The 15,997-nt window shown below is 47.8% G+C and carries 16 protein-coding genes; 11 read left to right on the top strand and 5 right to left on the bottom strand.

All coding sequences use genetic code 11. The features are described 5' to 3' along the window. Positions 1-11: 11 nt before the first annotated feature. The 9 genes from mltG (at position 12) to J7619_RS13960 (ending at position 10,264) form a co-directional block, all read left to right on the top strand. Entirely contained in the window at positions 12-1,049 is a 1,038-nt protein-coding gene (mltG, locus tag J7619_RS14000; protein WP_291199219.1) for an endolytic transglycosylase MltG, read from the top strand. A 2-nt stretch (positions 1,050-1,051) separates the two neighbouring features. Further along, entirely contained in the window at positions 1,052-1,471 is a 420-nt protein-coding gene (locus J7619_RS13995; RefSeq protein ID WP_291199217.1) for a thioesterase family protein, read from the top strand. Positions 1,472-1,484: 13 nt separating this feature from the next. After that, positions 1,485-2,417 carry a YihY/virulence factor BrkB family protein gene (locus J7619_RS13990; RefSeq protein ID WP_291199215.1) on the top strand — a complete coding sequence of 311 codons (933 nt, stop codon included), beginning with the start codon at positions 1,485-1,487 and terminating at the stop codon, positions 2,415-2,417. A gap of 118 nt (positions 2,418-2,535) precedes the next feature. Then, a complete protein-coding gene (locus J7619_RS13985) occupies positions 2,536-3,528 on the top strand; it encodes a glycosyltransferase (protein ID WP_291200359.1) in 993 nt (330 codons plus the stop codon). Positions 3,529-3,559: 31 nt separating this feature from the next. Continuing rightward, positions 3,560-4,186, top strand: coding sequence for an L-threonylcarbamoyladenylate synthase (locus tag J7619_RS13980; RefSeq protein ID WP_291199213.1), 627 nt, complete (start codon positions 3,560-3,562; stop codon positions 4,184-4,186). 105 nt (positions 4,187-4,291) lie between these two features. Beyond that, the gene (locus J7619_RS13975; RefSeq protein WP_291199211.1) at positions 4,292-4,951 is read left to right on the top strand and encodes a WbqC family protein; all 660 of its coding nucleotides are present in this window, start codon (positions 4,292-4,294) and stop codon (positions 4,949-4,951) included. 67 nt (positions 4,952-5,018) lie between these two features. Next, the gene (locus tag J7619_RS13970) at positions 5,019-7,559 is read left to right on the top strand and encodes an ATP-dependent Clp protease ATP-binding subunit (protein WP_291199209.1); all 2,541 of its coding nucleotides are present in this window, start codon (positions 5,019-5,021) and stop codon (positions 7,557-7,559) included. Between the two features lie 94 nt (positions 7,560-7,653). Then, the gene (locus J7619_RS13965; RefSeq protein ID WP_291199207.1) at positions 7,654-9,345 is read left to right on the top strand and encodes an alpha/beta hydrolase-fold protein; all 1,692 of its coding nucleotides are present in this window, start codon (positions 7,654-7,656) and stop codon (positions 9,343-9,345) included. A gap of 31 nt (positions 9,346-9,376) precedes the next feature. Beyond that, on the top strand, positions 9,377-10,264 hold the full coding sequence (locus tag J7619_RS13960; RefSeq protein WP_291199205.1) for a sugar phosphate isomerase/epimerase: 888 nt from the start codon (positions 9,377-9,379) through the stop codon (positions 10,262-10,264). A gap of 58 nt (positions 10,265-10,322) precedes the next feature. Here J7619_RS13960 and atpH read toward each other — a convergent pair whose 3' ends face one another. The 4 genes from atpH to atpB all read right to left on the bottom strand — a co-directional run bounded on the left by atpH (position 10,323) and on the right by atpB (position 12,933). Next, positions 10,323-10,859, bottom strand: a complete 537-nt coding sequence (atpH, locus tag J7619_RS13955; RefSeq protein WP_291199203.1) for an ATP synthase F1 subunit delta — start codon at positions 10,857-10,859, stop codon at positions 10,323-10,325. Positions 10,860-10,883: 24 nt separating this feature from the next. Further along, on the bottom strand, positions 10,884-11,378 hold the full coding sequence (gene atpF / locus J7619_RS13950) for a F0F1 ATP synthase subunit B (protein WP_291199201.1): 495 nt from the start codon (positions 11,376-11,378) through the stop codon (positions 10,884-10,886). A gap of 150 nt (positions 11,379-11,528) precedes the next feature. Then, entirely contained in the window at positions 11,529-11,792 is a 264-nt protein-coding gene (gene atpE / locus J7619_RS13945; RefSeq protein ID WP_090150806.1) for an ATP synthase F0 subunit C, read from the bottom strand. 46 nt (positions 11,793-11,838) lie between these two features. Next, positions 11,839-12,933 carry a F0F1 ATP synthase subunit A gene (gene atpB, locus J7619_RS13940; RefSeq protein WP_291199197.1) on the bottom strand — a complete coding sequence of 365 codons (1,095 nt, stop codon included), beginning with the start codon at positions 12,931-12,933 and terminating at the stop codon, positions 11,839-11,841. 246 nt (positions 12,934-13,179) lie between these two features. On the opposite strand from atpB, the gene J7619_RS13935 reads away from it, so the two are divergent. Further along, a complete protein-coding gene (locus J7619_RS13935) occupies positions 13,180-13,314 on the top strand; it encodes a hypothetical protein (protein WP_291199195.1) in 135 nt (44 codons plus the stop codon). Positions 13,315-13,340: 26 nt separating this feature from the next. Here the strand turns inward: J7619_RS13935 and J7619_RS13930 are convergent, their stop codons facing one another. Further along, positions 13,341-13,565 (bottom strand): AtpZ/AtpI family protein, encoded by a 225-nt coding sequence (locus tag J7619_RS13930; RefSeq protein ID WP_291199193.1) that lies wholly within the window; start codon positions 13,563-13,565, stop codon positions 13,341-13,343. A gap of 186 nt (positions 13,566-13,751) precedes the next feature. Between J7619_RS13930 and J7619_RS13925 the strand changes: the two genes are divergently transcribed. Continuing rightward, positions 13,752-15,956 carry a tetratricopeptide repeat protein gene (locus J7619_RS13925; protein WP_291199191.1) on the top strand — a complete coding sequence of 735 codons (2,205 nt, stop codon included), beginning with the start codon at positions 13,752-13,754 and terminating at the stop codon, positions 15,954-15,956. Positions 15,957-15,997: the final 41 nt, after the last annotated feature.

Raw genomic sequence — 15,997 nt, 5'->3', positions numbered from 1 at the left:
AGCTAAAACATATGTCGCGCAATTTTAGAATAGGATTGTTCATCACGATCGCGATCCTCATTACCACCTTCTCTTTCTATTTCTGGCAGATCTTCCGGACGCCGAATTTGCAGGTCGATAAGAAATCGAGCTTCGTGTTGCTCGTGCCTGAGAACGCAACCTATAAAACGGTGCTGGACTCATTGAACCGGTATGAGGTGATCAACGACCATATTTCGTTCCAGTTTCTGGCCAAATTTTTGAAATACACGGAAAAAGTGAAGCCGGGCCGGTATGTGATCAAACCGGAAAGCAACAACTATGAGGTCATTAAAAAGCTTTCGTCGGGTAATCAGGATGCGGTGAAGCTGACATTCAACAATATCCGCCTGAAAGAGGATCTGATCAAACGCATCGGTGCTCGTTTTGAATTTGGAGAGGATAATTTCCGCAAGGCACTGAACGACCCGGCGGTTTGCAACAAATATGGCCTGGATACCCTGACGATCGTCTCGATGTTCCTGCCTAATACCTATGAAATCTACTGGACTACCGGTACGGAAAAGTTCCTCGACCGCATGCACAGCGAGTACAAGAAGTTCTGGACCGACGAAAAGATCGCAAAAGCCAAAGAAATTGGTTTGACGCCCGTTCAGGTTTCGATTCTGGCTTCGATTGTAGAGGAAGAACAGGCACGCAAGGTGGATGAACGCCCGCGTGTGGCTGGTTTGTATATCAATCGCTTGCACGCCAATATGCCATTGCAAGCCGACCCGACCATCAAATTTGCATTGCAGGATTTCGCGATCAAGCGCATTCTCAATCAGCAGTTGATGATCAAATCGCCTTATAATACCTACATTAACACTGGCTTGCCTCCGGGCCCGATCCGTGTCGCGGATTTCAATTCGCTGGATGCTGTGTTGAATTACGAAAAACACGATTATACTTATATGTGTGCCAAAGCCGACCTTTCAGGGTACCACGCTTTTGCTGCCAATTACGCCGACCACCTCAACAATGCACGCCTCTATCAGGCTGAGTTGAACCGGTTGAAAATCATGAAGTAAGAATGTTTGTTCACGAAGTTAAGGGCATCAGGGTGCGGTACGCCGATACCGACCAGATGGGATATGTGTATTACGGAAATTATGCGCGGTATTATGAGATCGGCAGGGTAGAAGCATTGCGTAGCCTGGATTTCCATTACAAGGCCATGGAAGATTCCGGCGTGATGATGCCGGTTTATGAATGTCATTACAAATACCTGAAACCAGCCCGGTATGACGACGAGTTGAACATTCTGGTCAAAATTGAAGAGTTGCCTGGTGTAAGGATCCGGTTTGCGTACGAAATTCGTAATCAGGAACGTGTTTTGCTCAATACCGGGGATACCACATTGGTTTTTCAGCGGATGGATACCGGTAAATTATGCCCGGCACCCGATAAACTGCTGGAAAAGCTGAAACCCTATTTTGAACACAAGGGATAACACGCGGCCGGTTATGCTTGAAAAACTGCTGATAAACCGCCACATCAAGCGCATTATTATCTGGTTGCAGCAAACGATGCTCTTCCGGGGGACGGTGTCGTTGTACGATATACTCCTGAACCTGGTCAATAGCAACAAGAAACACGAGATCGACCAGCGGGCATCGGCAGTGGCGTATAGCCTCACCTTGGCCGCGTTTCCGGGTATAATCTTCCTCTTTACGCTTATTCCTTACATCCCGATCGAGAACCTCGATCAGATGATCTTCGCATTGCTCCGTGACAATATGCCGCGGGGGACGTTCGAGGCTGCGGACCAGACGATCCTGGACATTGTGAGCCGGCCGCGTTCCGGTGTGCTCTCGCTCGGTTTTATTTTCGCGATGATTGCCTCCACCAACGGCATGATGTCGCTCATGCGGGCGTTCGATATGGTGTATGATGATACAGAAACGCGTGGTTTTCTGGCCATTCGGGGCATTGCCATGATGCTTACGCTGCTGCTGATCGCGGTACTTTTTCTTTCGGTCGTTTTGTTGATCGTCGGAGATGCCGTGATGAATATCATAGGCGACTGGCACATTATCCGCGATAACTGGCTCATTGCCTTGCTGAATATCCTGCGCTATGTGATCAGTTTCGGCTCGCTGATGCTGACGATCTCGATCATCTACCGGTTTGCGCCCTCGCACGGGCGCCAGTTCACGTTCGTGAATGCAGGATCGGTTATCGCTTCCATTCTGATCCTGGCGGCTACCTATGGTTTTTCCTTTTACCTTTCGCGTTTTAGCTCCTACAACAAACTCTACGGTTCGATCGGTACGATGATCGCGCTCATGATCTGGATTTATCTGCTTGCATTTGTGATTATTCTGGGTTTTGAAATCAATGCGAGTATTAACCGGGCGCGCGGGCGGCTTACTTCCAAGCGCACTGTAAAGCGGTGATTTGCCGGATAATAACATTATCGGCATCTCCGGTTTGTTGTTGGTAATTTTGTGGTGCGGTGCCCTTATCCCCTCCGAATACACACCGTAAATGAAGGGACCGCGTGGAGCGCACGACATGACAAACTTGGAAAAACCACTCGTTACAGTTATCCTGACGGCATACAATCAGGAGAAGTACATTGAGGAAGCTTTGACTTCCGTTTTTTACCAGACTTATCCATACATCCAGCTAATTGTCATCGACAATGCCAGTAAGGACAATACGCTGGGGGTAATCGAAAGTTTCAAAGGAAAGGCACCCGCTTTTCAGGTAATCCGCAATCGCCATAATCTGGGCCTCTGCAGGGCATTCAACCAGGGCTTAACCATCGCGCAAGGCAAATACGTAATCGACCTTTCGGGCGACGACGTGATGATCGCCGACCGGATTGAAAAGCAGGTAGAAGCTTTTGAAGCACTTGCAGACGATTATGCAGTGGTATTTACGAATGCGCGGTATATCGGAAAGAGCGGTCAGCAGTTGCATTATCACTATGAAACAGATAACCGGGGAAAGGCCGCCTGTAAGGTGCCGTCGGGGGATGTTTATAAGAATATTCTGGAACGGTATTTCATCTGCACGCCTACGATGATGATGCGCACGGCCGCATTACAACAGCTGGGCGGTTATGATGAGACGCTGGCATTCGAGGATTTTGATTTCTGGGTGCGGTCGTCGGTCCGTTTCAAGTACTTCTATCTGGACGAAATCCTGACCAAAAAACGGGTATTGAAAACATCGCTTTCAACAGGTGTTTACAAAAAGGGAAGTGGAATGTTGCAGTCCTATTATGCTGTATGCAACAAGGCCTATGATCTCAACCGCGATCAGAAAGAATTCGATCTTTTGGCTGCGCGCATACGTACATTTATCCGAAAATGTCTGTATGCACAGGAGTTCGAACTGGCTGTGCGGTTTCGCCGGTTATTGAACTATATCGAGAATCCGGGTTTGCAGACAGAGTTGATCGTACTCATGTGCAGGCTGCATTTTCCGGTGAATTTCGCTTATAGGTTCTACATCGAAAACTTAAAAAAAATGACGCCGCAGGAAGGATTTGCATTTTGATTTTGTTAGGTCAAAAAGTAAAATTTCCCTTATGCCTGCTGAGTTTGTCAAAATTTATCCCCAAAACCCTGACGAGCGTCGAATCCGTCAGGTAGTGGACTGCCTTCGAGATGGAGGTTTGGTGATTTACCCGACCGATACAGTGTACGGTCTTGGCTGTGATATCTACAACACACGTGCAGTCGAGAAAATAGCGCGTATCAAGGGCATCAAGCCCCAGAAAAACGACTTTTCATTTATCTGCTACGACCTAAGCCACATTTCGGATTTCGCGAAAGTGGGCAATACCGCTTTCAAAACTATGAAAAGGGTGCTTCCCGGGCCGTATACGTTCATCCTGGAAGCGACGAGCAACGTACCCAAGCTTTTGAATACCAATAAAAAAACGGTCGGAATCAGGGTGCCAGACAACCTTATTCCCCGTTTGATCGTAAAAGAGTTGGGGAACCCGATTGTGACGACATCCATCCGCGACGACGACGAGATCATCGAGTATTCGACCGATCCGGAACTGATTTTTGAGAAGTTTCAGCACCTGGTGGATATGGTGGTGGACGGAGGATATGGAGGCAATGTGGCATCCACGATTGTGAAGGCCGACGGCGATGATTTTGAGATCATTCGGGAGGGCTTGGGCGACGTAAGTATCTTTCTGTGAGATCAAAAATTGTAATGATTTAAGTTGCTGTTGAACATTGTTGACTGTGCAAAATAATTATTATAAATTTTTTGATAATATCATAAGCCTTTACCATATTTGATAGTGTCGGATTTTTTAGTTAAAGAGGATCAGTCCACGGAAGTACGGATTGAATTGCAGTATCTGCCTTGTTTAGAGTATTTTACTTGTATATTACAGTACGACCGGGTCTACATTGACGTTGAGGAGATGTATGTGAAGCAGACTTACAGAAATCGCTGCAATGTACTCACTACCAATAAAATAGATACGCTGACGATCCCCGTGAAAGGATATGAGGCAGCGAGCTCCACGAAAGATATTTTGATCGACTATAACCAGGATTGGACGAGGCGCCATCTGGGTTGCCTGCAGTCAGCGTACGGAAAATCCCCTTTTTACGAGTATTACGCCCACGAGTTCAAGCGTGTTTACGAAAAGAAGCTGGCATATCTGGTCGATCTGAACTATGAATTGTTGACAATTTGTCTTAGATTGACTGGTATTAAAAAGGACATTCAGTACAATTTGTCAGGAGAGAAAATTAGTGAAAAAGGCGCTTTAAACGCTATATCCCTAATTAACAACCGAAAACAGCCGGATTTGCATAAATATTACAACCCAACGCCGTACTACCAGACCTTCGGGAATGATTTTGTGGGGAATTTAAGTATTGTTGATTTACTGTTTAATATGGGGCCGGAAGCAAAAAGTGTTTTGTTAAGATCCTGTAAGTCTCAATAAAAGCTATTTTGAACAAACGGGGATCAAGTAGCGTTTAGAATACATAAACACTTTTTATTGCTACACAATGGAAGCAAAATTTTCGAATAGAGTGAAAGAGGTAATCTCAATGAGCCGGGAAGAAGCCCTCCGCCTGGGTCACGATTACATTGGTGCAGAACACTTGTTATTAGGAATGATCCGTGAGGGTGATGGTGTAGCCATAGGGTTGCTTAAAAAACTCGGCGTATCGCTGGACGACGTTCGCCAGACGATCGAGCAGGCAACGAAAGGTGCAGCCACAAACAACGTTAAAAATTTACAAAATATCCCTCTGACGAGGCAGTCGGAGAAGGTATTGAAGATTACATATCTGGAAGCTAAAATTTTCAAAAGCACGCTCATCGGCACCGAGCATTTGCTTCTTTCGATATTGCGTGACGAAGACAATGTAGGGACCCAGATATTGCATAAGTTCAATGTTAACTACGAAGTCATCAAGGAAATGTTAGAATATCAATCATCCGGATCCAGACCTCATATGGGGCCGGAGACCGAAGACGGGGATGATGAAGCCAGAGGCGGAATGTTTGGAGGTGGAAGTGGCTCTTCTTCCGGTAAAGAATCCAAAGGTGCTGAAAAATCCCGTACACCTGTCCTGGATAACTTTGGAAGGGATTTAACTAAAATGGCGGAAGTAGGCAAGCTCGACCCGATCGTTGGACGTGAGAAAGAGATCGAGCGCGTAGCCCAGATCCTCAGCCGCCGTAAAAAGAATAACCCGATCCTGATCGGTGAGCCGGGCGTTGGTAAAACAGCCATCGCGGAAGGCCTTGCATTGCGGATCGTTCAGAAAAAGGTATCCCGTGTGCTTTTCGGCAAGCGTGTTGTGACGCTCGACCTTGCTTCGCTAGTAGCCGGTACTAAATACCGCGGCCAGTTTGAAGAAAGAATGAAGGCGGTCATGAACGAGCTGGAAAAATCACCGGATGTGATCCTGTTTATCGATGAGCTTCACACGATTGTGGGCGCAGGCGGTGCATCAGGCTCGCTGGACGCTTCGAACATGTTCAAGCCGGCATTGTCACGCGGGGAAATCCAATGTATCGGAGCCACCACGCTGGACGAGTACCGCCAGTACATCGAGAAAGACGGCGCATTGGCCCGTCGTTTCCAGATGGTGATGGTGGATGCGACCTCGATCGAAGAAACGATCCAGATCCTGACCAACATCAAGGACAAATACGAAGATCACCACCACGTAAACTACACGCCTGAGGCGATCAGCACGGCGGTGAAACTGTCGGAAAGATATATTACCGACCGGTTCCTGCCGGACAAGGCCATCGACGTGCTCGATGAAGTAGGTGCTCGCGTACATATCAGCAACATTACGGTTCCTGAGGATATTCTGATGCTGGAAGAACAGATCGAGAATATCAAGCAGGAGAAAAACCGGGTGGTAAAAAGCCAGAAATACGAAGAAGCTGCACAGTTGAGAGATCGAGAGAAAAAACTGATCGATCAACTGGAAAGAGCTAAACTGGCTTGGGAAGAGGAGACAAAACAGAAACGGTATACGGTAACCGAGCACAATGTAGCCGAGGTGGTTGCGATGATGACCGGTATTCCCGTGACGAATGTATCGATGGACGAAGGCAAGAAATTGCTGAACATGGCCGACGAATTGAAAAGCAAGGTAATCGGTCAGGACCCGCCGATCGAGAAACTCGTGAAAGCAATCCAGCGTACACGCGTGGGCTTGAAAGATCCTAAGAAACCAATTGGTTCATTTATTTTCCTTGGACCAACCGGTGTAGGTAAAACTGAGCTTGCAAAAGTGCTGTCGACTTACCTGTTTGATAAAGACGATTCGCTGGTGCGCATCGATATGAGCGAATACATGGAGAAATTCAGCGTATCGCGTCTGGTAGGAGCGCCTCCGGGATATGTGGGCTACGAAGAAGGCGGCCAGCTGACTGAGAAGATCCGTCGCAAACCGTACAGTGTTGTATTGCTCGACGAGATCGAAAAAGCACACCCGGATGTGTTCAACATCCTGCTGCAAGTCCTCGACGACGGTATTTTGACCGACGGTTTAGGCAGAAGAGTCGATTTCCGTAACACGATCATCATCATGACTTCGAACATCGGAGCGCGTGATTTGAAAGATTTCGGAACAGGAATCGGTTTCTCTACCAAAGCAAGGGCTGAGAACCAGGACGACATTATGAAAGGTACCATCCAGAGCGCATTGCGTAAAGCATTCTCTCCGGAGTTCCTGAATCGTCTCGACGATGTCATCGTGTTCAACTCGCTGCAACGCGAAGATTTGCACCGCATCATCGACATTTCACTGGGCAAACTGTTCAGCCGCGTGAAAGGTCTGGGTTACGAAATAGAATTGACAATCGCTGCGAAAGACTTCCTGTCCGATAAAGGCTACGATCCGCAATACGGAGCACGTCCTTTGAACCGGGCGATCCAGAAATACCTGGAAGATCCCGTAGCAGAAGAAATATTGAAAGGCGACCTGCGCGAAGGCGATGTATTGGTGGCCGATCATGAAGAAAAGAGTGAACAACTCGTTATTAGTGTTCGCAAGAAGGAAGAAGAGCTCGCAAACTAGATTTGTAATGCTCCGAAAGCACAAGTAGCTAAAAAGGCAGGTCGAAAGACCTGCCTTTTTATTTATATTTAGCCATCGAAAATTCGTATAACTAATGGGATCTAACTGGAAAAACGCTGTACTGAGCCTAACGCTCAGTCTTGCAGCCATTCATGCCGACGTTCTTGCACAAAAATTGCCATCCGGCCCTCAGGTCCTCACATTTTTCTCCGACGCCGACGATACCGAGCAGCCCTACGGCCTCTATCTCCCCGAAAACTTCGACGAAAACAAAAAGTATCCGCTCGTGATCATGTTGCACGGTGCTGGTTCTAATCATCGGCTTGCATTGCGCCGCGTATTTGGTAAAAGTAATGCGGAAGGTGAAACCGACGTAGAAGCTACCCGCTACTTTCCGAAATGGGATAATGTCGAATACATTGTGGCCTCGCCGTACGCACGAGGAACAGCCGGTTACCAGGGCATTCCAGAACAGGATGTGTACGATGTGCTGGCTGATGTCAAAAGGCGATTCAAAATAGACGAAGACCGTACTTACCTCACCGGCTTGTCAATGGGCGGGGGCGGAACGTTGTGGATCGGCCTCACGCGTCCAGACATATGGGCGGCGATCGCGCCCGTGTGTCCCGCGCCACCCGCAGGTACGTTCGACCTCGCGCCTAATGCGACCAACTTTCCGATCCATTTCTTCCACGGCGATGCCGACCCCGTAGTACCGGTGGCAGGTACCCAGAAATGGGTAGCGACTTTGCAGGACCTGGGCGCAGAAGTGAGTTACAAGGAGTTTGTCGATGTGAAACACGACAGCTGGGTGAATGCATACGACAGCGAATACATTTTCCAGTGGTTCGACGATTTTAAACGCAACCCGCATCCAGACCGCGTTCGGTTTGTGAGTAAGCAATACAAGTATGATAAGGCATTTTGGGTAACGTTCAACAGAATCGCGGCTGGAAAACTGGCTGAAATCGATGCGAAGTTTACGAAGGAGAACGCATTGGATATCAAAACACAAAACCTGGAAAAGTTTACCCTGAACCTGAAAGATCATCCGAAATTCAAGCCGGGTGCTGCATTAACATTGAAAATTGACGGCTCGAATGTGAATGCAAAGACGGATAGCATGGTGACGCTATTTCGAGAGTCGGCGGCGGGTAAATGGAACGTGGAAGGCGCCGCGATCATGTCTATTTACACAGGCAAGAAAAAAGGCGCTGAGGGGCCGATTTATGCCGCATTCGCTTCACGTCATGTGTATGTGTACGGGACGGCGGATAACCCTTCGCCTGAGGAGCTGAAAAAGCGTGTAGATATTGCTACGCAGGCTGCAAGCTGGTCACAGTACCGGGGTGAGTTTCTCGGGCGGATCATGTTCTTCCCGCGCGTGCTGGCCGATAAGGAAGTGCGCCCGAGCGATATTGAAAGCTCCAACCTTATATTGTTTGGCACAAAAGAAACCAATGCGCTGATCGCAAAGCACGCCGATATGCTTCCCGTGCATCTGAAGAAGGGGGACACAACCCATGGACTCTTTTATGTTCTGCCAATGGACGGGCATTATGTGGCTATCAGCTCGGGTTTGCAGTGGTGGACTGGGGTGAAGGACGAGGGATTTCCGTTTGTCTCGGTTATACACCGCAAGCTTCCTGAATTCAAAGACATTATTTTTTTCAAAGATTCAGCTGCCAACCTGCTGATCGATAATTATTTCACGCAGGAATGGAAACTGGACGACGATACGAAGCGCAAGCTTTCGGCGTCTGGCGCCGTTGATATTACCCCGTAGTTTTATTTTTTAATTTTTCGAATCTTAACCAATGGATTACAACGAAAAGATTTCCCGGAAATCGTTCCTCAAAGCCAGTGCATTTATGCTGGCCACGCCTATGCTCTCGAAGCTGAGCCTGGATGTAAAAGCCCCTTCGCCAATAGGATTGCAACTGTACACGCTTCGTAACGAAATATCGAAAGACCTGCTGGGCACATTGAAAAAAGTAGCCGCTATCGGTTATAAGGAAGTGGAGCTTTACGGCTATTCTGATGGCAAATTCTTCGGCAAAACGCCTAAGGAATTCAAGAAGATCCTGGGCGACCTGGGCCTGAATCCTGTAAGCGGCCATTATGGCGCCGGGGTGGAGAACAAGACCGCCAAAGGTACATTGAGCAATAGCTGGCAGAAAGCAGTCGAAGACGCGGCAGAACTGGGCCAGAAATATGTAAACTGTGCTTACCTGACCGAATCGGAGCGCAAGACGATCGATCAGTACAAGAGCTACGTGGACCTGTTCAACAAATCCGGTGAAGTAGCGAAGAAGGCGGGCCTTCAATTCGGTTACCACAACCACGATTTCGAATTCAAGAAAATCGGTAGCGAGCTGCCTTACGATTACATTGCAGGCAAAACTGACCCGAAACTCGTGAAGCTCGAACTGGATTTGTACTGGGCTGTCAAAGCGGGCATTGATCCGGTGGCATTGTTCAAGAGATATCCGGGCCGTTTCCCGCTGTGGCACGTGAAGGATATTGATAAGAAAGATGGCTCATTTGCCGAGGTAGGAACCGGTTCGATCGATTTCGCTAAAATATTTGCAAACCGCAAACTCGCAGGCATGACCCATTTCTTCGTGGAGCAGGATGTAGCGAAGGTGCCGCCGGTGCAGGCTATCGAAACCAGCTTCAAGAACGTCGTGAAGATGAAAGTCTAGCAAAAAAAAGACCCGGCCGCATAGCAGCCGGGTCTTCCAAATTATGCAGATAAAAATTTCAGTTTACTAACTGTAATTTGAGTTCGTTCAAACGGCTGCGCAATGAAGCGTCGATCTGGCGGTCACCCACTGTCAACACATATCCGCCGATCAGAGCATTGTCTACTTTCTCGGCAAGCTGAACCGTTTTTCCGGTTGCTTTGGCAACAATATCGGTGAATTGCTTACGAAGCTCGTCGGTCAGCGGGGTAGGAGTTACCACCGTCGCTTTTTCGATTCCCTTATAGCTATTATAGGCTTTGATGAATTCCACCGCGATTTCGTCGAGAATAGATTCCCGGTTTTTCTTGGTGATAATATCGAATATTGCAAATGATACCGGGCTTACACGTTCTTTGAAAAGGCCTTTCAAGATGCCCGATTTCTTTTCGTGACGTACTACCGGGCTTTTCAATGCAAGCATCAGGCCGCGGTTCTGGTCTGCTGTTTCTTTGAACAGCAGCATATCCTGATAAACCGTGTCGAGCACGTTCTTTTCTTTCGCCAGCTCGATCAGCGATTTTGCATATCTGGATGCTACAATACTTACTGACATCGGAAATTAGATTTTAAATGCTGATTAGTTAAGACGCGCAGATGAAGCAAGGTCAGCGATCAGTTTCTCCTGAGCTCCTTTGTCTTCCAATTCACGGTGCAATACTTTTTCAGCGATTTCCAATGAAAGTGTAGCAACTTCTTTCTTGATTTTGCTCACAGCTACCGCTTGTTCGTTGCGGATCGTTTCGCGTGCGCTTTCGATGATTTTTTGACCTTCAATAGCCGCCTTATCTTTAGACTCTGCGATGGTCCTGTCAGCAGCATCTTTCGCGTCACGAAGGATCTGGTCACGGATAGCATTGGCTTCTGCGATCAGTTTTTCGTTGTCCGACTTCAATTGTGCCATTTCAGCACGGGTTTTTTCTGCCAGGTCGAGTGCGCCCTGAATTTCATTTTCGCGGTCTTTCAAACCTTTGAGGATAGGCTTCCAGGCAAATTTGGACAGGATGAACACTACCAGCAAAAATACTACCAGCATCCAGAAAATAAGGCCTGGGTTTGGAGTAAGCAATGACATAGTTAAATGAGTTTTTGAGTGTAAGAACGATCTAAAATCTTCTCTCTTCTTATTAAAATTTCGTGGAAGCCTAATGCTCCCACGAGAATGTTTTTGCACCGCATCCGGGCCTAGCGCGCCGGGGCAGCGTTCCCCTTTCGGGAAGCTCTATTAAAGCTTGAAAGAGATAAGCAGACAGATTACCGCTGCGAAAAGTGCTACCGCTTCGATAAGAGCCGCGATGATCAACATAGCAGTTTGGATTGCACCAGCAGCTTCTGGTTGACGGGCGATACCTTCAACAGCGCTACCACCGATTTTACCAATACCAAGACCTGCACCGATAGCAGCAAGACCTGCGCCGATAGCAGCACCGAAAACTGCAAGACCTGCACCACCTTGTTCAGCAGCTTGAAGCAAAATTTGAGCGAACATAATTGTTGTTGTTTTAAAATATAATTAATAAAAAAGAGATTCAGAATCAGTGGTGTCCGTGATCGTGGCTATGCTCTTCGATAGCGGTGCCGATGTACATGGACGTCAATAGTGTGAAGATGAATGCCTGGATGAACGCTACCATGATCTCGATGAAGTTCAGGAACAATGCGAACAGGGAGATTACCGGTGCGATCACGATGCTTTGGAAAATAAAGATCAGACCGAAAAGGCTCAAAAGGATGATGTGACCTGCCGTAATGTTGGCGAACAACCGGACCATTAGCGAGAATGGCTTCATGAACACACCTACGATCTCTACCGGGATCATGATCAGCAAGAGCGGAGCAGGTACTCCCGGAGGGCTCAAAAGGTGCTTGTAATAGTTGCCGTTCGCATTCAGGTGAACGATGATGAATGTCAGCACTGCCAATGTCATGGTTACGGCGATGTTACCGGTAAGGTTAGCCGATCCCGGAAGCAGACCCATGATGTTGTTGATCAGGATGAAGAAGAACAACGTGAGCAGGTATGGCAGGTATTTTTCGTATTTCGGTCCTACGTTTGGTTTTACCACCTCGTCGCGGATGAAGAGGATGATCACCTCCATCGCAGATGCGAAACCTTTTGGCGCTTTGCCTTTGCTGTTTTTGTACCAGCTGGCAACGCCTGTGAAAACGAGGATCAGGATCAATGCGCTGATCAGCATCGAAGCTACGTTCTTGGTGATCGAGAAGTCGTAGATTTTACGAGCCTCGTCAACCGGCACGATTTGCTCCGATTCACCGTGTACCAGGTGGTATCCGTTGTATTCGTGGTGCTCGTTGTGGAAGTTGGAAGAAAGGAAAACCTCTAAACCACGATCTTCCGAATAAAGAATTACAGGAAGCGGGATAGCGACACCGTGCGAGAACTCCCACTCGTGAGAGTCGGCAATGTGGTGCATGATCATCTCACCGATGTTGAACTTCGCTTCGTGCTCTTCAAGCTTATGTTCAATTTTATGCTCTTCCTCGTTTACAGCCTGAGCGACCTTGTCAGTCTCGTGCTGAGCAGGTTCGTCGGCGCGGGCCGGGAGGTTAAAAACGCATGTTGCCGCTACAAGGGCGATAGTAAAAAACCGTCTCAGATGGGTATACATAAATGCTTGAAATACTATGCTTTGTCAATCGCGGCGCAAGTTACGATACAAACCATATATTTCAAAGCATGTATAAAATAAATAGAGTACAAAAAAGTTGATAACAAATAGGAATGAATCAGTTAGCCCTCTATACAAAAATAAGGCAATGAAAATGATGCTCAGAATGATCCTCGCAACGATGCTTGAAATGTAAAATGTGACAAATTTCTCACGCTTGTTCCGCATTCCGAACTCCATGAGCCGATGGACGAGAAAAGCGAGCCCGAAAAAGAATACGAGAATGTACCATATATAAGGATGCAGGAAAGAATCGGCGTGAAATCTTTGAGCAAGGAAAAATACAATTCCGAGCAAAATAGTTGCGATCAGGGTACGTAGCATACGCGTGCGTCGGCAGGGAGGAGTTATTGTTTGGTAAAACTTCTTATCAACAGGTAAAGCGATGCGGCAATGGAGGTCAGCGACAGCACCAATGTCCATACAGGCACTTTATTCTGCTGCCATTCGTCAAGCCTGTAACCGCCGTAGGTAAACACCAGAATAGTACCCAGCATTTGTGTCGCCATTCCCGAGTATTTCAGGAAGCGCGATGACTGACCTTTGTCCAGAAGCTTTTTCGGATCTTCCATAATTCAGCAGTTCCTCGTTTCGGTTGAAAACCCGGTTACAAACCCGGTTGGAAAACAATGGTAGAATATCGTGGTAAAATTGCTTCAATTTTTGCAAATGGCATTATCTTCGATACGTATTTATTGAAAATGCCGTTTTAGGTTTGCAACCTGACACAAAGACGAACACCCCATAAAGTCAATTTCGTGATCGACCGTTTTACCTCCCATATCCGACGCACATTACCGCTACTTGTCCTGATTATCGTCGCGGCTGCCTGTTCGCAGTACAGTTCTCGACCGGGTGCCATCACTTTTCATAACATAGCAGCGCGGTATAATGCTTATTTTATGGCCGAGCAGGATATGGCGGAGGCGGAGTTCGAAATGAAGAAGGCATACAAAGAGAACTATAACCAGTTGCTCCCGATATTGCTTCCTATGGATTCGGTCCTCGCTCAGGCAGTAAAACCCAAGTTGCAGGATGCGATCAAAAAGGCTTCCATCGTGGCTGAAAAGCATCAGAACAGTAAATGGATCGATAACAGCTATATCCTTTTGGGTAAGTCGAGGCTGTACCTTGGACAATGGGCGGATGGCCTGGAAGCATTACGTTACGTATATGCCAACGGGCGCGATGAGAACGACAAAAATAATGCCCTGATCCTACTGATGCGGGCGTATATCGAGCATAAGGACTATTCCAATGCGTTGGGTGTGGCCGAATACCTGAGCCAGCAGCCGCTGAGCAAAGCTTCACAACGTGATTTCTATTTGACCAAGGCCTATCTGCACCAGCAAAACGGCGAGTACCTTACATCGGTTGCCATTCTGGAAGAGACGTTCCCGCTGTTGAAAAAGTCGACCGAGACGGCCCGCATTCATTTCGCGGCAGCGCAGATGTACGACCGCCTTGGACAATATGCGCTGGCTAACCGGCATTACAAAAGCGTCAACAAGAACAAACCCAACTACGACCTCGGTTTTTATTCAAACATGAATTCGCTGCAAAACGAGGTGGTACTGGATCCGAAGCGCGACCTTTCCAATGTGGGTTTTGACAAAATGCTTCGTGACCGTAAAAACGATGACCTGAAAGACCATGTGTATTTCACGATGGGCTTGCTGGCGGAACACAAAAAGCAGATCCCGGAAGCGGTAAGCTACTTGCAAAAAGCGGCGGCGGCGTCCAAAGGGAATATGCAGCAAAAGGCTTACACCTATCTGCAACTGGCCAGGATAGAATACGAAGCGCTGGAAAATTTTGAAATGTCCAAAGCCTATTACGACAGCGCATTGGCCATTCTGCCGCAGGAAGCGCCTGAATATCGCCTCGTAGCGGACAGAAAACGGGCACTGGACAATTTTGTGACGCAATACACTGTAGTTTCAACCGAAGACAGCCTCCAGCGGCTGGCGAAAATGAACCCCGCGCAACTCGATAATAAGATCGACCAGATCATCGAAGCGAAGGAGAAAAAACGCATTGAAGAGGAGGAGAAGATCAGAAAGGCGCAAATCGCTGCACAGAATGCCAGTATGCAGCAAGGTGGAGGAAACCCGCTGGTGACTGGCGGAGAGCGTCGCTTCGAGCTGTTTGACCCCGCATTGGTTAACAAAGGCAAAATAGATTTTAAAAGAACCTGGGGTAACCGCCCGTTGGAAGATGATTGGCGTCGAAGCAGCCGCCCGCTGCGGACCCTTGCAGGGAATAATGCGGGAGCTGGTACCGACAGCACCGGTGTCGCGCAGGCACAGAAGGAAAATACAGGTTTGAAAAAAGGGACACCGGAATGGGACCAGGTGCATGCATTGCTTAAAAAAGATGTTCCGCTGTCGGATACGGCATTCGCGGTATCCCAGAAGAAGAAAGAGGATGCACTTTATAACCTTGGGAAAATCTACCGGTTCGATCTTAAGGAATCCAATCGCGCCATTGCGGCGTTCGAACGCGTGCTGTCGGAGTATCCTGAAACGCAGTATAAGGATGAAATCTATTACCTGCTTTTCCTGAGTAATGAGGAAAATACTGCGCAGAAGGAATCCTGGAAATCAAAACTCCTGAGCGAATACCCGACGTCGACTTACGCCCGGCTCGTCAATAAATCCACCGATACCGGCGGTACATCCGGGAATGCGACGAAAGAGTATGAGGCCATGTACAAACTGTACGCGGACGGCAACTACACCAAAGCGCTGGAAGATATCGAGAAAAACCTGCCGTCCTACAAAGGCAGTTCTTTGGAAGACAAATTCGCATTGCTGCGCGTATTCCTGATCGGGAAAGTGAGGGGTAAGGAGGCTTATGCGCAAGCGATTACCGAGTTTATGCGGCTGTATCCTACCAGTATTTACCTGCCACGTCTGAAAGAAATGCAGGAATTCAATTCCCTGTCCATGGGCAAGAGATAATAGGCTGAAATCGTATATTTGCCTTTTCCAGTAACCTATCA

Source organism: Dyadobacter sp., from assembly GCF_017744695.1.
GTDB lineage: Bacteria > Bacteroidota > Bacteroidia > Cytophagales > Spirosomataceae > Dyadobacter.
The sequence above is the reverse complement of the archived record's forward strand: the minus strand, read 5'-3'. Positions and strand labels throughout refer to the sequence as shown.